This window comes from Bacteroides sp. 43_46, assembly GCF_001915455.1.
Lineage (GTDB): Bacteria > Bacteroidota > Bacteroidia > Bacteroidales > Bacteroidaceae > Bacteroides > Bacteroides caccae.
This window is the reverse complement of the sequence record NZ_MNQN01000107.1, coordinates 1-20,528: the sequence shown is the minus strand read 5'-3', so window position 1 is coordinate 20,528 and position 20,528 is coordinate 1. Positions and strand designations below refer to the sequence as shown.

Here is a 20,528-nt window from a genome sequence, read left to right as displayed (position 1 = left end):
TATGAATTGTTTTATGTTTTACTGTTTATAGGTTTTAAATTCGTATCCTGCAAAAATAGTAATAAACTTAAATACCTCAAAGAGCAAACTCTTTTTTTAGGTTCGGATAGCCGCTTATTTCCTCAACTTTTATATTTGTTTAGGAACAAGACAGGGCTGTTTAGTTAAAAATATGCCTTCTCATGGAAAAAAAGTCTCTTTTTGTTTGCTTTTTAATTTCTAAATTTGATATATTTGTGATATCAAAATAATATCAAAATTAAATGCTATGATTACAAAAGAAATTAAGTACGATGATGCGGTTGTTAATGGCTTTTTGGCCTTGTTTCTTAATTTGATCGTGTTGCCTTTGTTGGTTGTTGTGAGTTTTATGCTTTTCAAAGGAAGCATAATTATGTTTTTCTTGCTATTGCTTTTTCTTGCATTAGCTGTTCTGATGATTCCGGGTTATTTTTCGCAGGAACCGAACGAAGCCCGTGTCATGGTATTCTTCGGGAAATATAAAGGTACGTTTACTGAAACGGGATTTTTCTGGGTTAATCCTTTTATGAATAAGAAGAAACTATCTTTACGTGCCCGTAACTTGGATGTGGAGCCTATTAAAGTAAATGACAAGATTGGTAATCCTATTTTGATCGGTCTGGTGCTTGTCTGGAAACTGAAAGACACTTATAAAGCTATGTTCGAAATTGATGCGCAGACAATGGCGGATAATAGAGGGAGCGGACAGATGACTGTGACTGTTGCCGGGCGAATGAATGCCTTTGAGGATTTTGTTCGTGTGCAAAGTGACGCTGCGCTTCGTCAGGTAGCGGGACTGTATGCTTATGACGACAACGAAGCGGATTTGGATGAATTGACGTTACGTAGTGGCGGTGATGAAATTAACGAGCAGTTGGAACAAAAGTTGAATGAACGTCTGGCCATGGCAGGTATGGAGATAGTGGAAGCCCGTATTAATTATTTGGCTTATGCTCCGGAGATTGCAGCAGTTATGTTACGCCGTCAGCAGGCGTCGGCTATCATCAGTGCTCGCGAAAAGATAGTTGAAGGTGCTGTTTCAATGGTACGTATGGCATTGCATAAACTTTCTGAAGAGGAAATTGTTGAACTGGATGAGGAAAAGAAAGCTGCCATGGTGAGTAATTTGCTAGTGGTGCTTTGTGCGGACGAAGCTGCGCAACCGGTTGTGAATACAGGTACGCTGAATCATTGATAAACTATAAATAAGAAGGTAAAATAGAAGTGGCTAAAAAGGAATCTTCAATAAAGAGTTTTGTTTTGCGAGTGGATACTGAAACAATGGACGCCATTGAAAAATGGGCGGCTGATGAGTTTCGTAGTACAAACGGGCAACTTCAGTGGATTATTGCCGAAGCCTTGAGAAAAAGTGGCCGATTAAAAAAGAAGTCTTCTAAAACCGGAAATAAACCGGAAGAATCTGAAGGAGAGCAAGTGGAGGATTAGAGTTTCATTGGTTTGGTGAAATATCTCATGATCCGTTCATTCCTTCATCTTTCCCTGTTCATCAGTGTTAGTGGATGAAGGAGCTCTGCCTTTCGTCTTGTGTCTGCTTGTTCATTTACTTTTGTAGTGACAGATAAAGGCAAGTAAAATATGTAATGATACTGATTTTTTGTATGGATTTGATAGAGGATATTTAATGAGATTCAATATCTTTGTGAAAAGTACTTTAAATATTACCACTATGAATTCAAAGAGAAAAGACTTGCAGTATGCTTCCGTCTTCTTGTTGGCCGTGGCATTGACATTCCTAATGGGAAAGGGTGATAACTTGTGGTTGGTGTCATGGGGTGACTTGATACCGAGCTTGTTTGTGTTGTTCATAGCAGGTGATTGCTTGCATAGCTCCTTGCTCCGTATCAAAAGCGGTGAAGAAAATGGGGGAGCTCGTTGGAGTACCTGTTTCATTTTTCTGGTATTCAGTATCGTCTTTATGGGCGATTTATTCTTTATAGGGAATTTTATTGTTGATAAACTGTGGGGGTAAAAGAATGAAGAATTTATCTTTGATAGAGCCTTTTACAGGCTTGTCATCTTTTAAACTATATCTTTTAGTTTATATTAACTAGAAAAATTAGTTTATAAACTAAAACTTCTCGTTATTTGCATCAAACAAAGATGCAGGTATGAAAGGATTAACAGCAAAGGAAGAAGAAATCATGGGATTTTTTTGGGAAAAGGGTCCCTTGTTTGTGAAAGAAATGTTGGCTTTCTATGAAGAACCGAAGCCGCATTTTAACACCTTATCAACGATTGTGCGCGGGCTGGAAGATAAAGGCTTTCTGGCTCATTATATTTTTGGGAATACTTATCAATACTATCCGATCGTCAGTGAAGAAGATTTTCGTAAAGGAACACTTCGGAATGTAATCAGTAAGTATTTTAATAATTCCTACCTGAATGCAGTTTCGTCTTTAGTCAAAGAAGAAGATATTTCTTTGGATGAACTTAGACAATTGATTCAAGAGGTAGAGAAGGCGGACAGGAAAGGCTGACCTGAGAACACTATTTAATGAACACCAATTAATAAAACGACAATCTATACTATGGGAGCATTCTTTATCTATATATTAAAATCATCAGTTTGCCTTGTCTTGTTTTACCTGTTTTTTCGGGTCTTACTTAGCAAAGAAACTTTTCATCGCTTTAATCGTGTTGCTTTATTGGGCGTACTGTTTTTGTCATTGCTCATTCCCTTCATTGAAGTAACCACGAACCATCAGGTTGAAGTACAACAAACAATGCTCACCATTGAGCAGGTGTTGCTAATGGCAGAAATGGAACCCGCGACTGTCGATGCAACCGGCGGAGTGGCAGTATACGAAGTCGCTTCCTTGTCCTGGATAGAGATTCTTCTGCTTGTTTATCTGGCCGGCATTATCTTCTTTGCTTGCCGCAATCTATACTCTTTGATCCGTCTTTTCAGGTTAATACATTCCGGTAAACGGGAAAAGTTGGAGAATGGAACAACACTTGTTGTCCACGAACAGGAGATAGCTCCGTTCAGTTGGATGAAGTATATCGTTATCAGCCGGAAGGATTTGGAGGAGAACGGGCGGGAAATTCTGATTCATGAAGCAGCACATATCCGTCATCGGCATTCTATTGATTTATTGGTAGCTGATATCTGTATCTTTTTCCAATGGTTCAACCCCGGTGCATGGCTGTTGAAACAGGAGTTGCAGAATATCCATGAGTATGAAGCCGACGAGACTGTTATCAATGAAGGTGTAAACGCGAAAGAATATCAACTATTATTAATAAAAAAAGCCGTTGGCACAAGGCTCTACTCTATGGCCAACAGCTTTAATCACAGTAAACTTAAAAAACGTATCACTATGATGTTAAAAGAAAAATCAAATCCATGGGCACGGTTGAAGTACTTGTATGTGCTTCCATTGGCAGCTATTGCAGTAACTGCTTTTGCCCGTCCCGAAATCTCCGAAAAAGTAGAAGAAATTTCTGCCGTCAAAGTTAATGATTTGGCCGAGATTGTGCAAGAAAATGTGTTGAGAGATACAGAAAATGTGCTGCAAGATACTGTAAAAGTGTCACATGGCGATAGTAAGGCCAAGGTTAGTGCTGAAAATCGTGCGGCAAAAACGAAAGGTAATGAAGAATTAGTTGTTTTTGAAGTGGTGGAGCAAATGCCTGAATATCCGGGTGGTATGAATGCGTTGTATAAGTATTTGGAGAATAAAACAAAAAGTTCTGATGTGAAAGGGAAAGCCGGAGGTAGTGTGATAGTCGGTTTCACTGTATCTGAAAGCGGGAAAGTAAAGGATGTGCGAGCGCTTCAGTCCGACCAACCTATCTTAACTAAAGAGGCTGAAAGAATTGTGAGTGAAATGCCGGCCTGGATTCCCGGAAAGCAACGTGGTATGCCTGTGTCTGTGAAATATTCCGTTCCGGTGAGGTTTGGAGATATCAGATTTCCGGAGAATAAGAAGCCGTTAATTATGGTCGATGGCAAGGAAATGAGTATGGAGACTTTCGAAAAAATAGATAGAGGGATAATAGAAAGTTTCTCGGTACTGAAAGATAGTGCATCTATTGGTTTATATGGCAAGCGTGGTGCAAATGGGGTGATACTTGTTACCACTCGCAGGGAGGGGAAAACACGTGTACAAGACATCAGCACTTTTACTGAGATCAAAGCGACTGAAACAAATACTGTGCCGGACTTTCTTGTCACAGGAATTGTTACTGACGAGCAGGGCCAGCCTAAAGCCGGAGTAAGCATAGTCGTTCCTAATACAACTATTGGCGCAATAACAGATGCAAATGGCCGCTTTCGTCTGAAAACGCCGAAGGATAGTTATTTGTGGTTCTCATTTATTGGATATAAAACGGTGAAAGCAGCCGTAACTTCTGAAATGTCAATACGAATGGAACAGGATGTGGTTAAATTGTTTCCTGAGACATCCGTTAGTCTGAAAACGACCGGAACTTTATCTTCCGGTACTAAAGTCGGAAATAGTTTGACTCTTTATGGAGTTGAAGAGGGCAAACAACCCTTAATCATTATTAATGATAAAGAAGTATCGGATAAAGAAGCTTTGTCTAAGATAGCTCCTGACCGTATTAAAAGTTTTTCTATATTGAAAGATAAAACTGCTACATCTATTTATGGGGAAAAAGGAAAAAATGGAGTGATAATTGTTACTTTGCTTACGGAAGGAGAGTATCAATTTAAAAAAGATAATCCGGAAAAACCTTATGCTGATGCTTTGGAACTGGCAGAAAGTGTCGCAGAAGGGGTAGAAGGAAAGATTATTTATTGTATAGACGATGATGAAGTCGAAAAATCGAAATTGAAAGGAATGTCTATAAAGACAATTAAAGCAGTGTCTTTAGATCAAGCGGGCAAAGAGAAAATTGTACGTTTGAAAACAGATAAGTACCGTTCTGACTGGATTACCGTGACCGGAGTAGTGTATAATGAGGACGAGAAACCGACATTCGCTATTGTAAATGTAAGAGGTACGAGATTTACGGAAAGAACAGATTCAATAGGGCGCTTTACTATAAAAGCCCCTAAAAACGGTGTGCTTCTGGTGGGTCATAATGGAAAGCCTACCATTGAAGTTAAAGTGAAGCCTACACTTAAAGTCATTTTGAAAGATAAACAAGAATGATTTTATAAGCTAGCGACGAACTCATACGCAAGGTTGTTGTGCTGATTAAATTAAAGAATAAATATATGTTGAACTTTAAATTCTATTTATTATGAAAGGAAATTTATGTAAGATTTTGTTGGCTGTTTCATTTCTTTTTCTTATGCCCAATCTTTGTATGAGCCAAAACTTAAAAGGTATCTGGAGACTTGTTCAGAATGACGCTACTTCACAAGTGACCAGATATAAGGTACTTGATAAAGAAGGCAAATTTTATAATGTAGATGCCTATGTTAAAAATGCAATGTACTTAGAAGCAGGAAACAGAGGTACGGGAAGCGTATTTTGTCCTTATAAGATTACTCGTTCGGGTGAGTATAATATTATTGCAGAAGGACTTTATTGTGAGGTATTGCATAATGAATATGGAAGAACCGCATCAGCTCTTGTTCCTATATCCTACCGGATTGACGGAAAACGAATGACGCTTTTATTCCAATTAGGCAACAGTGTTTACCGTGAAGTTTATCAGAAAGTATCGAAACTGGGTAAATAAAAGTTTTTACTCAATATGATCTTTTTTTAACGGAGGTACGAAAGTATCTCCGTTTCTTGTTCCGGATGAAACCAACGTATTTCCTCGTCCCGCTTAAACCAAGTCATTTGTTTGCGTGAGTAAATGCGCGAATTTTGTTTTATCTTTTCGATAGCGAAAGGAAGTTCCCATTCTCCGTCCAGATATTTGAACAGTTCTTTGTAGCCTACTGTATTGAGTGAATTGAGATGTCGGTAAGGAAGTACGGAACGTACTTCTTCCAGTAATCCTTCTTGCATCATTTGGTCTACCCGACGGTTGATACGGTCATAAAGTTCTTCCCGGTCGCGGGTTAAACCGACTTTGATGATATGGAAAGGACGTTTTTTCTTTTGTTGTGTGCGGAAAGAGGTGTAAGTACGTCCGGTCATATAGCAGATTTCCAGTGCATGAATCACCCGTTTTGGATTTTTCAAATCCACAATACGATAATACTCCGGATCTAGTAACCGGAGTTCCGCACAGAGTTGTTCAAGCCCTTCTTCCTCGTATTTCTGCAACATGAGCTGACGGGTTTCCGCGTCTACGGTAGGAATATCGTCAATACCTTTGCAAATAGCATCCACATACATCATTGAACCGCCCGTCAAGACAACAACCTCATGCTGCATGAATAACTTTTCGAGAATCTCCATTGCTTCCGTCTCATATTGCGCGGCGCTATAATAGTCTGTAAGATGAAGCGTTCCTACCAAGTGATGCGGCACACGTTCGAGTTGTTCGGGAGTAGGAGTGGCTGTCCCTATTTTCAGTTCAGCATATAACTGTCTAGAATCGGCAGACACGATATGAGTCTGAAAATTCTCGGCTAATCGCAGGCTTAATTCTGTTTTTCCTACGCCTGTGGGTCCTATCAGAACGATGAGAGTGGGCATGGGGTTAAAAGTAGTAAGTATCGGTTGTTGAGTACTAAAACATGGAATTAAAAAATATCAGGTATTAACTGCCCGGCACTGCATAGCAATTAATACCTGATACTTGATATTTAAGACTTAGAATTTATCTTCTTCGTATGGGTTGCCAGCGTCGCCTCCTCCTATGTCAAAACCTTCCTGATCGAAGTCCTCCATGTCGAAGTCTTGATCTCCGTAAAAGTTTTCGTCGAGGTCGAGCGAGCCACCGGCTGCGGCCATTTCTTCAAAATCAACAGTCTGTTTGGGAGCTTCTCCGGCTTTCTTAGTACATTTAGCACCATTCATATCTTTACCGGTGATAATTTCTGTCAGTTCGATGAAGAAACAACGTTCTGTCATGTAGTCGAACACATACAGTAACTTTTGTTTTTCGTCCTCTATCAGTTCGCTGATCGGAGTTTCTTTCATCACCCAGCTGTCTATTTCCGGATTATCATCCATTTCTTCCAAAGTCACTTCTTTTTCTTTTTCCCAATCATCGTCGCAGATAAAGAAAGAAGTCATCTGGTCATTAGCATACCCTACTGATTTCAGTATAGCTTCATGGAAGTCGAAGAATGTTGCTTCCGGATCAATTTGTATTTCTCTGACAAAATCGTCAACTTCATCAGATATGATAGTAAATCTGTATATCATAATATGACTATTTTGAAGTGTTTATTTAATAATTCCACGCTCCGAGTTGCGGATGAATTCAATGATATAGTCAATCTCGGGACTCTTTTCAAATTCATCTTCGATTTTCTTCAATGCTTCAGTCGTGTTCAGTCCACTCTGGTAGATGATACGATATGCATTGTGAATATTCTCAATCACTTCGTTGGCGAAACCGCGACGGCGCAAGCCGATAATGTTGATGCCGCTGAAAGCGATCGGTTCGCGTCCTGCAATAATATAAGGAGGAATATCCTTGCTGAAGCGGCATCCGCCCTGAATCATTACATGACTGCCTACATGACAGAACTGGTGCATCAATACATTGGCACTAACAATAGCGTTATCATCAATCACGATTTCACCTGCCATTTTGGTAGAGTTCCCAATGATACATCCGTTACCAACCAGCGCATCGTGTGCCACGTGTACACCTTCCATTAGTAAGTTATTGTTGCCCACGATTGTGCGCCCTTTAGCTGCTGTACCACGGTTGATCGTGACATTTTCGCGAATCAGATTATTGTCTCCGATTTCGGCTGTTGACTCTTCACCGCGAAACTTGAGGTCTTGCGGAATGGCTCCGATAACAGCTCCCGGAAAAATAGTATTTCCGTTACCGATACGTGAACCATATAAAATATTGGCATTAGCCATAATCTTATTGTTGTCGCCAATAACCACGTTTTTATCTATAAATACAAAAGGCGCAATTTCTACATTTTCCCCGATTTTTGCTTCGGGATGAATATACGCTAAAGGACTTATCATGCTTTTAAATATCAATTATTACTTGTTTTTTACTATTTGTGCCATGAATTCCGCTTCACAAACCACCTTCTCGCCGACGAATGCATAACCTTTCATCGTGGAGATACCACGACGGATCGGAGCCAGCAATTCCACACGGAACAATAACGTGTCTCCCGGCACTACCTTTTGGCGGAATTTCACACCGTCTATCTTCATAAAATAGGTAGAATAGCGTTCCGGTTCGTCAACGGAATTGAGGACAAGCAGACCTCCCACTTGTGCCATGGCTTCTACTTGAAGCACTCCCGGCATAACAGGTTCTTGCGGGAAATGTCCCTGGAAGAAAGGCTCGTTGGCGGTAATATTCTTGACACCTACGATATAGTTGGCACCAATTTCAATTACTTTATCTACCAGTTGGAAAGGATAACGGTGCGGCAGAAGTTCACGGATGCGGTTTACATCCATTATAGGTTCGCGGTTACAATCATAAGTCGGTGCCTGAATTTCGTGCAAGCGGATTTCTTTCCGCATCTGACGGGCAAACTTATTGTTGATTGTGTGTCCGGGACGGGTGGCGATGATACGGCCTTTGATCGGTTTACCGATTAAAGCAAGATCACCGATTACGTCCAGCAACTTGTGACGGGCACATTCATTCGGCCAAACCAACGGTTTATGATTGATATAACCCAGCTGGTCGGCATCCATGTGAGGAACTCCCATTACGTCCGCCAGCTTGTCATAGCTTTCTTGCGACATTTTACGTTCGTAGATAACGATTGCATTGTCCAGGTCACCGCCTTTTATCAATCCGGCAGAGAGAAGAGGCTCTATTTCGCGAACAAAGACGAAAGTACGGCTGGCAGCCACTTCGTCTTTGAATTTATGCATATCTTCAAGTGTAGCAAACTGGTTAGGGATGATTGTCGAGTCATAAGAAACCAGTACATTCAGGCTAAAATTCTCATCCGGCAATACGATGATAGAAGAACCGGTTGCTTCATCACGGAATTCGATTTTAGATTTGATGATATAAAAGTCTTTGACAGCGCTTTGTTCTTCTGTCCCTACACGTTCTATTTCTTGTACATAATATTGTGCACTACCGTCCAGAATCGGAAATTCCGGACCATTCACTTGGATGAGGCAGTTATCAATGCCCAATGCGTAAAGGGCTGCCATACCATGCTCTACGGTACTTACTTTGACTCCGTTCTTTGATAACACGGTACCACGAGTGGTTTCCGTCACGTTGTCCGCTACTGCATCGATAGTTGGTTGTCCTTCCAGGTCAATGCGAAGTCCAGTGTGAAGACCTTTCCCGCTCAGTGAAAAGCTATCTTTCAGCGTTTTTTGTTTCAGCATTGGTTACTTATTTAATAGTTGTTTTAATTCTTCTACTTCTTTGCGTAATTTGTTCAGTTCTGTGTACATATCCGGTAGTTTCTTAGTCACAATAGCCGCCTTGAAATACGGTTTCAACTCCATAGGAGGTGTTCCGATCAGTTGGTTGTCGGACTTAATGCTGCTTGGTACACCCGATTGTGCTCCGAGATTTACGCGGTCGCCGATCTTAATATGTCCGGCAATACCTACCTGTCCGCCAAACATACACCATTCGCCGATCTTGGTAGAACCGGCAATACCGACTTGGGCAGCCATTACAGTATGAGACCCCACTTCGTCGTTGTGGGCAATCTGTACCAGATTATCTATTTTGGCGCCGCTATGTATAACCGTTGCTCCCATGGTAGCCCGGTCAACACAGGTATTGGCACCTATGTCTACTTTATCTTCCAGAATAACGATTCCGATTTGTGGAATTTTATCATACCCGTTAGGAGTGGGAGCGAATCCGAATCCGTCGGCTCCGATTACCGCGCCGGAATGTAATATACACTCATTGCCGATACGGCAGTCATGATAAACGTTTACATTTGAGTAAAGCAGGCAACCTTTGCCTATCTTTACGCCGTCTCCAACAAAAGTATGCGGGTAAATTTGAGTATTATCTCCGATGACGGCGTTCTCGCCGATATAAGCGAAAGCACCGATATATACGTTTTCGCCGATCTTGGCACTGGGTGCGACAAAAGCCAATGAATCTATCCCTTCTTTCTTGGGTTTGCTCATTTCATAAAGGTTGAGCAATTTTGCCAGGCTTTCGTAAGCATTGTCTACTTTGATAAGGGTGGCTTTGATCTCATGCTCGGGAGTGAAGTCCTTATTAACCAGTACAATGCTGGACTGTGTCTCGTAGATATAAGGTGTATATTTAGGGTTCGACAGGAAAGAAATAGCTCCGGGCATTCCCTCTTCAATCTTAGCGAATGTGTGTACCGTAGCGTTTTCGTCTCCAATGATTTCCCCTTGGATAAATGCTGCAATTTGCTTAGCCGAGAACTCCATGTCTTTTCTTTAAAATTTAATTAGTTCACAAATAACGGACTTTTTTTTCAGATTTCCGTGTTATTGCATGAATATTTTATACTTATCTGTGCAATCTCTGGTAGCAGAGATAGTATTTCTTTACCTTTTTGGACAATAATGAGATGTTCAGCATGTCCGATGCTTCGGCAATATTTTTGATAGTGCCGTCCTTGTAGATAATGTCAATACTGTCGTCTGCCGGGTCGTACATATTCTTTTCGATGCTGGGGGTAGAGACAAAATAGTTCGCTTCGGAAAGGGTTATGCCTAGTTGCTGGCTGATGTGCAAAGTTAATTCTTTTTTTCTGTCCTCACTAATCGGTTCTGACGAAATTTCCACTTTAAAGATATTTCGGTTGATCATTCCCAGGCTTAAGGTGGAAAGAACTTTGTCAGGATGAGTGCTCCATACTTTTAAAGCAGTCCAGATATCATTATCATCCAGTTGGATGAAATTTTCCAGACAATCGGGATTATGATAGAACTCCTGGTGATTGATATCATTGTAGAGGAAGAAACGCAATGCGGGCGATGCAAATAATTCTACACCTTTTGAGGCAAGTTCCTTAGCACGTAGCAGGGTGCTGATGAGCATTCTTTCATAAGCAACCGAGGTCTTGTGCAGATATACTTGCCAGTACATCAGGCGGCGTGCAGTCAGGAAATTCTCAATAGAATAGATGCCTTTCGATTCGATAACGAGGCGGTCGTCCGCCACGTCGAGCATTTTGATGATTCTTGCCGAACCGATATTCCCTTCCGTTACGCCGGTGTAGAAACTGTCGCGTCGAAGATAATCGAGTCTGTCCATATCCAGTTGCCCGCTTACAAGCTGATGCAGGAAACGTTTCGGATATTCGTCCTTGAAGATTTGAATGGCAAGGCTGAGTTGCCCGTTCATCTCCTTGTTCATCCGTTCCATGAGTATAAGGGAGATTTCTTCGTGAGAAACTCCTTTGACAATGGTGTCTTCGAGCACATGAGAGAAAGGACCGTGACCGATGTCGTGCAGCAGGATAGCCGCTTGTACAGCTTCAGCCTCGCTGTCAAAGATAAAATTACCTTTGGAGGCCAGTTGGGTGATAGCTTCGCTCATCAGGTAGAAAGCACCTAATGAGTGTTGGAAGCGGGTATGTTGTGCGCCGGGATATACTACCGAGGAGAGCCCTACTTGCTTGATGCGGGTAAGACGCTGCAAAAGGGGATGCCGTACAATATCATACAGCAGCCCCTTTGGAATATTGATAAACCCGAATACAGGGTCGTTGATTATCTTTCTTTCGTAAGGCATTCGTTTCTTTTAGAGATTCTTTATTCTTTTAGAGAATGGCTTTTAGCTGCTCTGCCATTTGTGCCTGTACTTCTTGTGCGGTAGTGCGGGCAGCTTCGGCAAATTTCTCTGTCTTGTCCACGTAGATAATTCCACGGGACGAGTTAACAATTAACCCACAGGTACTGTTCATTCCATACTTGCAAACTTCTTCGAGCGAGCCGCCTTGTGCTCCGACACCCGGAACGAGAAGGAAGTGATTAGGAACAATTTTACGGATGTCTTCAAACGCACGTCCCTGAGTAGCGCCTACCACATACATCATGCGGTCATCGCCTGCCCATTCCTGTGATTTGCGCAACACTTTCTCAAACAAGCGTTCACCGTTCACGTCTTCCGTCAACTGGAAGTCATGAGAACCTTTGTTGGAAGTCAGTGCCAACAGGATCACCCATTTGCCTTCGTAGGTCAGGAACGGAGTTACGCTGTCCTCGCCCATATAAGGAGCTACGGTTACAGAATCTATGTCCAGTTCTTCGAAGAAAGTACGGGCATACATGGCGGAAGTGTTTCCTATATCGCCACGCTTTGCATCGGCAATGATGAACTGGTCGGGATAATTATCTTTGATATATTTTACTGTCTTTTCAAAGGCAATCCAACCTTTCACGCCCATGCTTTCATAGAAAGCGAGGTTTGGCTTGTAAGCAATGCACAAGTCAGCTGTTGCGTCGATGATAGCTTTGTTGAAAGCGAAGATCGGATCTTCTTCCTTCAGCAGATGTTCGGGTATTTTCTTGATGTCGGTATCAAGTCCTACGCAAAGGAATGATTTCTTGCGTTTTATGTTTTCAAATAATTGTTGCTTATCCATTTCTATATAAATGTTTTAAAGTTCGCTTTCTTTCAGACGTTCCGCATTTTCCGCCACAATCAGGTGGTCGATGCAATCTTGGATATCTCCGTCCATGAAGGCAGTCAGATTATAGATCGTATAATTGATACGGTGGTCGGTAATACGTCCTTGTGGATAGTTGTATGTACGGATTTTAGCAGAACGGTCTCCGGTAGATACCATTGTTTTACGTTTGGAAGCAATGTCGTCGATATATTTCTGATGTTCCTTGTCGTAGATAAAGGTACGGAGGCGGGCCAGTGCGCGTTCCTTATTTTTCGGTTGGTCGCGCGTTTCGGTACATTCAATAAGGATTTCTTCCGCTACGCCTGTATTCGGATTCTTCCAGATATAACGCAGGCGTACACCGGATTCCACCTTGTTGACATTCTGTCCGCCGGCGCCACCGCTTCGGAAAGTATCCCATTTGATTTCTCCTTCGTTGATGACAACGTCAAATTCTTCCGCTTCGGGGAGTACGGCTACCGAGGCAGCGGATGTATGTACACGTCCCTGCGTCTCTGTGGCGGGAACACGCTGTACGCGGTGCACTCCCGATTCGTATTTCAATGTCCCGTAAACGTTATCACCCGTCACGCTGCAAATGATTTCCTTGAAACCGCCGGCTGCCCCTTCGTTGGCGCTGGATACTTCCATTTTCCAGCCTTTGGTTTCGCAATACTTGGCATACATACGGAAAAGGTCGCCGGCAAAGATAGCGGCTTCGTCGCCTCCTGTACCGCCACGGATTTCGAGAATCGCATTCTTGCTATCCTGCGGGTCGGCGGGAACAAGCATCAGTTTGATTTCCTCTTCCAATACGGGAAGACGTTCCTGACTACTGTCCATTTCTTCTTTTGCCATTTCGCGCATATCGGCATCCGATTCATTGGCTAGAATGTTTCTGGCCTCTTCAATATTACCCAGCAGCTGCATATATTCCTTGCGGGCTTTCATCAAATCATCCAGTTCCTTATATTCTTTCGTCAGTTTGACGTAACGTTTTTGGTCGGCAATCACTGCCGGGTCGGTGATAAGGGTAGATATTTCTTCAAAACGGGCTACAAGTCCGTCTAATTTCTCTAATATGGTACTGTTATCTGCCATTCTTTAGTATCTGAATTCTCCGAATTCGCTCTTAATGATTAATTCTGTCTGTTCACACGCTTCGATACGTCCTACAATCTGTGCGGGGATACCGAAAGATTCGGAAATAGCAATCACCTCTTCGGCATGTTCCGGTGACAGGTAAACTTCGAGACGGTGCCCCATATTGAATACTTTGTACATTTCTGCCCAGTCCGTGCCGCTCTGTTCCTGTATAGTCTTGAACAACGGAGGAACGGGGAACAGATTATCCTTCACAACACGTACATTTTCTACGAAATGCAGCACTTTGGTTTGCGCACCGCCGGAGCAGTGAACCATACCATGAATTTCGGAGCGGAGTGCATCCAACAGTTTCTTCACCACCGGAGCATACGTACGGGTAGGAGAGAGCACTAGCTTGCCCGCATCAATCGGAGAACCTTCCACGCTGTCAGTCAGTTTCAGTCCGCCGGAATAAACCAGTTCTTCGGGTACTGCCGCATCGTAACTTTCCGGATATTTCTCTGCGAGATATTTGCCGAATACGTCATGGCGGGCACTTGTAAGACCGTTGCTACCCATACCGCCATTGTATTCTTTTTCATAAGTAGCCTGTCCGTAAGAGGCCAATCCTACAATAACGTCACCCGGGCGAATGTTGGCATTATTGATAACGTCCGAGCGTTTCATGCGGCAAGTCACGGTAGAGTCAACGATAATTGTGCGTACCAGATCACCGACATCAGCAGTTTCGCCACCGGTAGCATATACGCCTACACCCATTTCGCGAAGTTCGGCCAGCAGTTCGTCTGTTCCGTTGATGATTGCAGAGATCACTTCTCCCGGAATCAAGAGTTTGTTACGTCCGATAGTGGAAGAAACGAGGATGTTGTCTACGGCACCTACACAGAGCAAGTCGTCGATATTCATAATCAGGGCGTCTTGTGCAATACCTTTCCAGACAGACAGGTCGCCTGTTTCTTTCCAGTACATATAAGCAAGGGATGATTTTGTTCCTGCACCGTCGGCATGCATGATGTTACAATAGTCAGGGTCACCTCCCAATATGTCCGGGATGATTTTGCAGAAAGCTTTCGGGATCTTCTTTTGATGCGCTTACGCCACGCATCATGTATCGTTGATTACTCATGAGTTATAGAATTATTTTGTATACGGCTGCAAAAGTACTGCTTTTTTTTCGTACAGCCAACTATCTTATTAGAAATGCCGTTGCTTATCTCTAGAACTCTACTTTCGGAGCTTTTTCACTTCCTTCTTCCGCTTCAAAATATGCTTTCTTATCGAAACCGAACATACCTGCAAAGATATTTTTCGGGAAGCGGCGGATATTGGTGTTGTAAGCTTGTGCAGCATCGTTGAAGTTTTTGCGTGCTACGTTGATACGGTTTTCCGTTCCTTCCAGTTGGGCTTGCAGCTCAAGGAAGTTCTGGTTGGCCTTCAGGTCGGGATAGTTTTCCGTGATAGCCAGCAACTTACCTAGTGCTGAAGTTACGGCACCCTGTGCTTTCTGATATTCTGCCAGCTTCTCCGGAGTCAGGTCTTCGGCATCCACTTTGATTTGGGTCGCTTGGCTGCGTGCTGCGACAACTCCTTCCAAAGTCTCTTTTTCGTGCGTTGCATATCCTTTTACGGTATTTACCAGATTCGGAATCAAGTCTGCACGACGTTGGTATTGAGTTTCTACATTTGCCCATTGACCGGTAACATTCTCGTCCATAGTAACCAGACCGTTATATACACTTACTGCCCATATAACAAGGATAGCCACAACGGCTAAGATGATGATAATTGACTTTTTCATGTTTCTTGTTTTTTTATTGAAATTGATAATCTGATTGTTTCTAGTTTTAGAACCGGGAGCCGGCACCGCCGCCTCCGCCCATTCCTCCTCCGAAGCTGCCGCCGCTAAAACCTCCGCCTCCTCCGAAGCCTCGACCTCCTCCGAAGCCACCGATAAACGGACCTCCTCCGCCGCCACCCCGATGGTGATAATCATTGTCATAACTTTGGTGGCGACGCACGAGCGTATGTCCGCAGTTCCTGCACGTATAAGTAATATCTTCGGTCTTCACTCCGTTGATTCGGGAAACAAGCCTGCTTCCGCTTCTTTGTAATTGGTGTTTCCCGCAATTCGGGCAACGGCTTTGTTTCCGTGCTGCAAAAAAGGCGAGTCCCCCGCCGATAGCGAAGAAGCAGAAAAGAGCGAGGAAGAAATCAAATGAACCTCCATCTCCGGATTCCGCCAGAGAATCATTCTCCATAGAACCGTCGAGCCGTTGACAAGTTGCTTTCAAACCTGCCACCATTCCTGCGTCCCAGTTCCCATCTTTCAGATAAGGAATCATATATTTCGTTTGAATCCTTTTGCAGATTGCATCCGGAAGCACACCTTCCAAGCCGTAGCCGGTATAAAATTGAATACAACGTTGGTCGGTAACTAATAAAATAACCAGACCATTGTTTTTATCTTTCTTTCCTACACCCCATTTATTCAGCAGTTGGTGGCAAAAGTCGAAACAGTCTGTCTCCCCGATAGAGGGAACTACGGCAACCACCGTTTCAATGCCCGTCTGCTGTTCCAATGCATATAGCATGGCATCTATGCTGTCACAAGCCGCTTGCGACAGTATTCCCGCCGGATTACAAACATATTGCATCTTGTTTTGCAGGTGGACTTTGGGAAGATTATCTACCGTGTATACTTTCTCCTGAGCTTGCAGAGGAAACAGTAAAAAGGCGGCAATTATAAATGTGAATATTGATTTCATAACAGTTGTTTTACATTTGCAAAGATAGAAACTTTTTCTGTTATGGTTTTAAAACTCTTTGTTATAATAGGTTTAATGAATGTATCGCCCGACGAAGTCACGGACTTTATCGGTGTACTCCTGTTTATTCTCCTGGTATGAAACGGCATGAGCAGCCCCCGATACAATCCAAAGTTCTTTAGGCTCTGGTTTTGCTTCATAAAGCGGGTACACCATCCAGGTGGGCACATACGTGTCTTTGTCTCCATGGATAAACAACATCGGTAACTTGCATTTCGCCACCTGCTTCAATGAGGAAGCCTCTTTGAAGTTCCACCCGTATTTTTTCTCACATAGCCAGCTTGTGGTATACATCAGTGGGAAAGGAGGAAGAAAGAAGGAAGATTTCAGTTCATGCGAGAACTCATCCCATACGCTGGTATAGCCGCAATCTTCCACAAAGCATTTGACAAAAGGCTGCTGTTCCTCACCGGACACCATCATGGTGGTCGCACCTCCCATTGAAATACCGTGCACCGCCATTTGAGTGCTGTCTCCAAAAATCTTGTTGGCAATGTTCATCCATTGGAGTACGTCAAAACGGTCTTTCCACCCCATTTGAATGGCACGCCCTTCGCTCTCGCCCTGATGTTGAAGGTCGGGGAGCAGAATGTTATAGCCCAAATCACGGTTGTACAAATACCCGATCATAAACATACGAATGGCGTTATCCGTATATCCGTGAACGATCACTGCCGTCTTGTCGGTCGGTTTAGGGGCGGCAACATAATATGCATGAAGCTGGATACCGTGCGGATTGATAATAAAAGTATCTTTGAGTGCGTCCGCTTGGCGCAGACTATCCACCCATGGGCGGAGGAATGGATAGTTTCTGTACATATAGGGATAAGAGTCAGCGTCTTTAGACAATATCTTGGCATCCGGGGTCAGAGAGAAATTCAACATATAGAAACTCCCGCCGATTGTGCAACCGGTCAACAGCAGCACGACAATGATAATGACATAAATAATTCTCTTTCTCATAACTTATCCCAATTTATAAATAATCTCTTTGTCTGTCAGGAAATCACGTCCTGTTATTTACCTTCCGCATGAGAACTCGGGAGAAACATTCCGCCGGCTACCGGTTCCAGATTTCCCAGGCGGCAAATGCCTGAAGCAGCAGCATTTCCAGGCCGTTTTTGACAACAGCGCCTTGTGCTTCTCCTTTTTTCATGAAGAGGGTGACGTTCGGATTATATAACAAATCGTAGAGCAAATGGTTTGTAGTCAATAGCTCGTAGGGGATATTCGGGCAGAAATCTACTTTGGGAAACATACCTACGGGAGTACAGTTGACAATAACTGTATATTCGGCCATAATTTCAGGAGTCAGCTCCTCGTAAGTAAGCATTCCGTCCGCTTTGTGAGTACGCGAAACGAAAACACTTTCGATTCCCAGGTTTTTGAGTCCGTGGTAGACAGCTTTGGAAGCACCGCCGGTTCCCAGAATTAACGCTTTCTTGTGATGAGCCTGTAATAACGGTTGAATGGACTGGGTAAATCCTATGATGTCGGAGTTATAGCCGATCAGTTTAACTTTTCCTTTCTGTTGGCGGATAATCTTGATTACATTGACAGCACCTATTTTTGCGGTATCCGGATCAAGCTCGTTCAGGAAGGGGATCACCTGCTCTTTGTAAGGGATAGTGACATTGAGACCTCGCAAATTGGGATTCTCCTCGATAACTTCCATAAAATCATTGATTTGAGGAATCTCGAAGTTCACATATTCTGCGTTGATACCTTCGGATTTGAACTTCTCGTTAAAGTATCCGATGGAGAATGAATGTCTTAGAGGGTAGCCGATTAAACCATATTTTTCCATAACACGAAAGAATTAAATTAACCATTCATAATAACTCATTATTTTGTCGCGGTGTAAAGCGTGCAGATACCAAATGTCAGCCGCCGGAAGTTTACTTCGCTGAATCCGGCTCGTGAGATGACACCTTTCATTATTTCTCCTTGCGGAAAGACTTTGATTGTGTCCGGCAGATAACGGTATGCGCTGTTGTCTTTGGAGAGAAGTTTGCCTAATAACGGAATGACGGCTTTGGAATAAATGGAAAATAATTGCTTCATCGGGAAACGGTCCGGAGTAGTCAGCTCCAGGATAACGAGATGTCCGCCCGGTTTCAGTACACGGCACATTTCGGAGAGCCCTTTGTCGAGATCTTCGAAGTTGCGGATACCGAAGGCAACGGTAATAGCGTCAAAGTCATTATCGGCAAAAGAGAGTGAAGTACAGTCCTCCCGGGCAAAAGAAATTTTGTCCGAGAGTCCTTCCTTCTTTACTTTTTCACGACCCACGTTCATCATGCCTTCCGAGATGTCCGTGCCGATCAGTTCGGCAGGTTGCAGTTTGCGGCAGGCAAGGATAGCGAAATCCCCCGTACCGGTAGCCACATCCATCATACGTTGCGGATGGAAAGGACGGAGCCAGGCAATGGCTTTGCGACGCCAGCTGCGGTCGATACCTAAAGACAAGGTATGATTCAGCTTGTCGTAAGCATGTGCGATATTATCGAACATACGTTCCACCTGCTCGGTCTTTTTGCCTTCCTCGTTGTAAGGCTTGATATGTTGTTGTGGGTAGTCCATTCTTATTTTGTCAAGAAATCCATTACGTTCTTTTCGATACGTTCAGCGATGTTGCTGGTATCTTCTTTCACAAATTTCTCGCCGGTGATGTTTTCGAACAATTCGATGTAACGGTCGCTGATGCTTTGTACGATAGCCGGAGTCATTTCCGGTACTTTCTGACCGTCTTTACCCTGGAAGCCATTTTCCATTAACCATTCGCGGACGAATTCTTTGGAAAGTTGTTTCTGGGCCTCACCTTTTTCGAAACGCTCCTGATAACCTTCAGCGTAGAAATAACGGCTGGAGTCCGGAGTATGGATTTCGTCCATAAGGTAGATTGTGCCGTTGTGCTTGCCGAATTCGTATTTAGTATCTACAAGGATCAGTCCGCGTTCTGCTGCGATTTCAGTTCCGCGTTTGAAGAGAGCCAGCGTATATTTTTCGAGAATTTCGTATTCTTCGGGAGTAGCCAGTCCTTGTTTCAGGATTTCTTCTTTAGAGATGTCTTCGTCATGAAGTCCCATTTCTGCTTTCGTCGTCGGGGTAACGATCGGTTCCGGGAATTTCTGGTTCTCGCGCATTCCGTCCGGTAGTTTCACACCGCAAATTTCGCGTACGCCGCTTTTGTAAGCACGCCATGCGCTACCGCACAGATAACCGCGTACAATCACGGGTCCGGCGTAGCCAATTTCCAGTTCGGACAGATGTCAGTAGTGGCATCGAGGAATTTGGCTGCAATCTGATTCAGCATTTGGCCTTTGTAAGGGATACCTTCAGGTAAAACCACATCGAAAGCCGAGATACGGTCGGTTGCTACCATGACGAGTTTTTCGCCGTTGATGTTGTACACATCGCGCACTTTTCCGTGGTACACGCTTTTTTGTCCCGGAAAGTTGAAATCTGTTTTTGTTAATGCTTTCATTGTTTTATTATAATTACAAATTACAAGTTACAAATCACAGAAACGACTAGTTGTTGACCTGTTTCACCGGTCGTTCGCCGTTGATAACCAGTTGTTCATTCTTTCGTTTCTCCCTTTCGGCTTTCGCCTCCTTGTCGAATTTTTCGTAAGCATCTACGATGCGTTCCACTAGTTTATGGCGTACAATATCTTTTTTGTTCAATTCTACAAAGCTGATTCCCTTTACCCCTTTCAGGATGCGGAGTGCTTGCACCAGTCCCGAAGTTTGTGAGGCGGGGAGGTCAATTTGAGTCATATCTCCCGTAACGATCATTTTGGTATTCATACCCATACGGGTGAGGAACATTTTGATTTGTTGTACAGTGGTATTCTGCGCTTCGTCCAAGATTACGACTGCGTCATTCAGCGTGCGTCCGCGCATAAAGGCTAACGGAGCAATCTGTATAAT

Annotated in this window: 20 protein-coding genes and 2 pseudogenes; 6 read left to right on the top strand and 16 right to left on the bottom strand. The window is 43.3% G+C overall.

The window, feature by feature from the left end:
* Nucleotides 1-268 precede the first annotated feature (268 nt).
* The 6 genes from BHV72_RS10025 (at nt 269) to BHV72_RS10000 (ending at nt 5,697) form a co-directional block, all read left to right on the top strand.
* Entirely contained in the window at nt 269-1,216 is a 948-nt protein-coding gene (locus BHV72_RS10025) for an SPFH domain-containing protein (RefSeq protein WP_005677281.1), read from the top strand.
* Nucleotides 1,217-1,245: 29 nt separating this feature from the next.
* On the top strand, nt 1,246-1,467 hold the full coding sequence (locus BHV72_RS10020) for a type II toxin-antitoxin system antitoxin (protein ID WP_005679946.1): 222 nt from the start codon (nt 1,246-1,248) through the stop codon (nt 1,465-1,467).
* Nucleotides 1,468-1,708: 241 nt separating this feature from the next.
* A complete protein-coding gene (locus BHV72_RS10015; protein ID WP_055172122.1) occupies nt 1,709-2,011 on the top strand; it encodes a hypothetical protein in 303 nt (100 codons plus the stop codon).
* A 139-nt stretch (nt 2,012-2,150) separates the two neighbouring features.
* The gene (locus tag BHV72_RS10010) at nt 2,151-2,519 is read left to right on the top strand and encodes a BlaI/MecI/CopY family transcriptional regulator (protein ID WP_005677286.1); all 369 of its coding nucleotides are present in this window, start codon (nt 2,151-2,153) and stop codon (nt 2,517-2,519) included.
* Between the two features lie 51 nt (nt 2,520-2,570).
* Nucleotides 2,571-5,162 carry a M56 family metallopeptidase gene (locus BHV72_RS10005; RefSeq protein WP_055172119.1) on the top strand — a complete coding sequence of 864 codons (2,592 nt, stop codon included), beginning with the start codon at nt 2,571-2,573 and terminating at the stop codon, nt 5,160-5,162.
* 91 nt (nt 5,163-5,253) lie between these two features.
* The gene (locus BHV72_RS10000) at nt 5,254-5,697 is read left to right on the top strand and encodes a hypothetical protein (RefSeq protein WP_005677289.1); all 444 of its coding nucleotides are present in this window, start codon (nt 5,254-5,256) and stop codon (nt 5,695-5,697) included.
* Nucleotides 5,698-5,723: 26 nt separating this feature from the next.
* Here the strand turns inward: BHV72_RS10000 and miaA are convergent, their stop codons facing one another.
* The 16 genes and pseudogenes from miaA to BHV72_RS09920 form a co-directional block, all read right to left on the bottom strand.
* The gene (gene miaA, locus BHV72_RS09995) at nt 5,724-6,611 is read right to left on the bottom strand and encodes a tRNA (adenosine(37)-N6)-dimethylallyltransferase MiaA (protein WP_055172117.1); all 888 of its coding nucleotides are present in this window, start codon (nt 6,609-6,611) and stop codon (nt 5,724-5,726) included.
* A 117-nt stretch (nt 6,612-6,728) separates the two neighbouring features.
* Nucleotides 6,729-7,286 (bottom strand): IS1096 element passenger TnpR family protein, encoded by a 558-nt coding sequence (locus BHV72_RS09990; protein ID WP_005677291.1) that lies wholly within the window; start codon nt 7,284-7,286, stop codon nt 6,729-6,731.
* 21 nt (nt 7,287-7,307) lie between these two features.
* Entirely contained in the window at nt 7,308-8,075 is a 768-nt protein-coding gene (gene lpxA / locus BHV72_RS09985) for an acyl-ACP--UDP-N-acetylglucosamine O-acyltransferase (RefSeq protein WP_005677292.1), read from the bottom strand.
* Nucleotides 8,076-8,093: 18 nt separating this feature from the next.
* The gene (locus BHV72_RS09980; RefSeq protein ID WP_286855688.1) at nt 8,094-9,425 is read right to left on the bottom strand and encodes a bifunctional UDP-3-O-[3-hydroxymyristoyl] N-acetylglucosamine deacetylase/3-hydroxyacyl-ACP dehydratase; all 1,332 of its coding nucleotides are present in this window, start codon (nt 9,423-9,425) and stop codon (nt 8,094-8,096) included.
* Nucleotides 9,426-9,428: 3 nt separating this feature from the next.
* Nucleotides 9,429-10,469, bottom strand: a complete 1,041-nt coding sequence (lpxD, locus tag BHV72_RS09975) for a UDP-3-O-(3-hydroxymyristoyl)glucosamine N-acyltransferase (RefSeq protein WP_005677295.1) — start codon at nt 10,467-10,469, stop codon at nt 9,429-9,431.
* A gap of 82 nt (nt 10,470-10,551) precedes the next feature.
* Nucleotides 10,552-11,781, bottom strand: a complete 1,230-nt coding sequence (locus BHV72_RS09970) for an HD domain-containing protein (protein WP_005679952.1) — start codon at nt 11,779-11,781, stop codon at nt 10,552-10,554.
* A gap of 28 nt (nt 11,782-11,809) precedes the next feature.
* Complete coding sequence (gene pyrF / locus BHV72_RS09965) at nt 11,810-12,634, bottom strand: orotidine-5'-phosphate decarboxylase (protein ID WP_286855685.1); 825 nt, start codon at nt 12,632-12,634, stop codon at nt 11,810-11,812.
* Nucleotides 12,635-12,649: 15 nt separating this feature from the next.
* The gene (gene prfA / locus BHV72_RS09960; RefSeq protein WP_005677299.1) at nt 12,650-13,762 is read right to left on the bottom strand and encodes a peptide chain release factor 1; all 1,113 of its coding nucleotides are present in this window, start codon (nt 13,760-13,762) and stop codon (nt 12,650-12,652) included.
* A 3-nt stretch (nt 13,763-13,765) separates the two neighbouring features.
* Nucleotides 13,766-14,894: pseudogene (locus tag BHV72_RS09955) on the bottom strand (AIR synthase-related protein).
* 90 nt (nt 14,895-14,984) lie between these two features.
* Nucleotides 14,985-15,566 (bottom strand): LemA family protein, encoded by a 582-nt coding sequence (locus BHV72_RS09950; protein WP_005677303.1) that lies wholly within the window; start codon nt 15,564-15,566, stop codon nt 14,985-14,987.
* A 46-nt stretch (nt 15,567-15,612) separates the two neighbouring features.
* Nucleotides 15,613-16,533: a TPM domain-containing protein gene (locus tag BHV72_RS09945; RefSeq protein WP_122264471.1), complete on the bottom strand. Its 921-nt coding sequence runs from the start codon at nt 16,531-16,533 to the stop codon at nt 15,613-15,615.
* Between the two features lie 72 nt (nt 16,534-16,605).
* Nucleotides 16,606-17,556, bottom strand: a complete 951-nt coding sequence (locus tag BHV72_RS09940; protein ID WP_005677305.1) for an alpha/beta hydrolase — start codon at nt 17,554-17,556, stop codon at nt 16,606-16,608.
* 97 nt (nt 17,557-17,653) lie between these two features.
* Complete coding sequence (locus tag BHV72_RS09935) at nt 17,654-18,400, bottom strand: shikimate dehydrogenase family protein (RefSeq protein ID WP_286855681.1); 747 nt, start codon at nt 18,398-18,400, stop codon at nt 17,654-17,656.
* Nucleotides 18,401-18,438: 38 nt separating this feature from the next.
* The gene (ubiE, locus tag BHV72_RS09930) at nt 18,439-19,176 is read right to left on the bottom strand and encodes a bifunctional demethylmenaquinone methyltransferase/2-methoxy-6-polyprenyl-1,4-benzoquinol methylase UbiE (protein WP_055172104.1); all 738 of its coding nucleotides are present in this window, start codon (nt 19,174-19,176) and stop codon (nt 18,439-18,441) included.
* A 2-nt stretch (nt 19,177-19,178) separates the two neighbouring features.
* Nucleotides 19,179-20,080: pseudogene (locus tag BHV72_RS09925) on the bottom strand (phosphoribosylaminoimidazolesuccinocarboxamide synthase).
* 46 nt (nt 20,081-20,126) lie between these two features.
* Nucleotides 20,127-20,528 (bottom strand): PhoH family protein (locus tag BHV72_RS09920; RefSeq protein ID WP_286855678.1); only part of this gene is annotated, 402 nt, incomplete at its 5' end.

What these genes read in the sequence shown, in the direction of transcription:
- BHV72_RS10025 (WP_005677281.1), top strand. Translation starts at nt 269, where the DNA reads ATGATTACAAAAGAAATTAAGTACGATGATGCGGTTGTTAATGGCTTT.
- BHV72_RS10015 (WP_055172122.1), top strand. Translation starts at nt 1,709, where the DNA reads ATGAATTCAAAGAGAAAAGACTTGCAGTATGCTTCCGTCTTCTTGTTG.
- BHV72_RS10010 (WP_005677286.1), top strand. Translation starts at nt 2,151, where the DNA reads ATGAAAGGATTAACAGCAAAGGAAGAAGAAATCATGGGATTTTTTTGG.
- BHV72_RS10005 (WP_055172119.1), top strand. Translation starts at nt 2,571, where the DNA reads ATGGGAGCATTCTTTATCTATATATTAAAATCATCAGTTTGCCTTGTC.
- BHV72_RS10000 (WP_005677289.1), top strand. Translation starts at nt 5,254, where the DNA reads ATGAAAGGAAATTTATGTAAGATTTTGTTGGCTGTTTCATTTCTTTTT.
- miaA (WP_055172117.1), bottom strand. Translation starts at nt 6,611, where the DNA reads ATGCCCACTCTCATCGTTCTGATAGGACCCACAGGCGTAGGAAAAACA.
- BHV72_RS09990 (WP_005677291.1), bottom strand. Translation starts at nt 7,286, where the DNA reads ATGATATACAGATTTACTATCATATCTGATGAAGTTGACGATTTTGTC.
- lpxA (WP_005677292.1), bottom strand. Translation starts at nt 8,075, where the DNA reads ATGATAAGTCCTTTAGCGTATATTCATCCCGAAGCAAAAATCGGGGAA.
- BHV72_RS09980 (WP_286855688.1), bottom strand. Translation starts at nt 9,425, where the DNA reads ATGCTGAAACAAAAAACGCTGAAAGATAGCTTTTCACTGAGCGGGAAA.
- lpxD (WP_005677295.1), bottom strand. Translation starts at nt 10,469, where the DNA reads ATGGAGTTCTCGGCTAAGCAAATTGCAGCATTTATCCAAGGGGAAATC.
- BHV72_RS09970 (WP_005679952.1), bottom strand. Translation starts at nt 11,781, where the DNA reads ATGCCTTACGAAAGAAAGATAATCAACGACCCTGTATTCGGGTTTATC.
- pyrF (WP_286855685.1), bottom strand. Translation starts at nt 12,634, where the DNA reads ATGGATAAGCAACAATTATTTGAAAACATAAAACGCAAGAAATCATTC.
- prfA (WP_005677299.1), bottom strand. Translation starts at nt 13,762, where the DNA reads ATGGCAGATAACAGTACCATATTAGAGAAATTAGACGGACTTGTAGCC.
- BHV72_RS09950 (WP_005677303.1), bottom strand. Translation starts at nt 15,566, where the DNA reads ATGAAAAAGTCAATTATCATCATCTTAGCCGTTGTGGCTATCCTTGTT.
- BHV72_RS09945 (WP_122264471.1), bottom strand. Translation starts at nt 16,533, where the DNA reads ATGAAATCAATATTCACATTTATAATTGCCGCCTTTTTACTGTTTCCT.
- BHV72_RS09940 (WP_005677305.1), bottom strand. Translation starts at nt 17,556, where the DNA reads ATGAGAAAGAGAATTATTTATGTCATTATCATTGTCGTGCTGCTGTTG.
- BHV72_RS09935 (WP_286855681.1), bottom strand. Translation starts at nt 18,400, where the DNA reads ATGGAAAAATATGGTTTAATCGGCTACCCTCTAAGACATTCATTCTCC.
- ubiE (WP_055172104.1), bottom strand. Translation starts at nt 19,176, where the DNA reads ATGGACTACCCACAACAACATATCAAGCCTTACAACGAGGAAGGCAAA.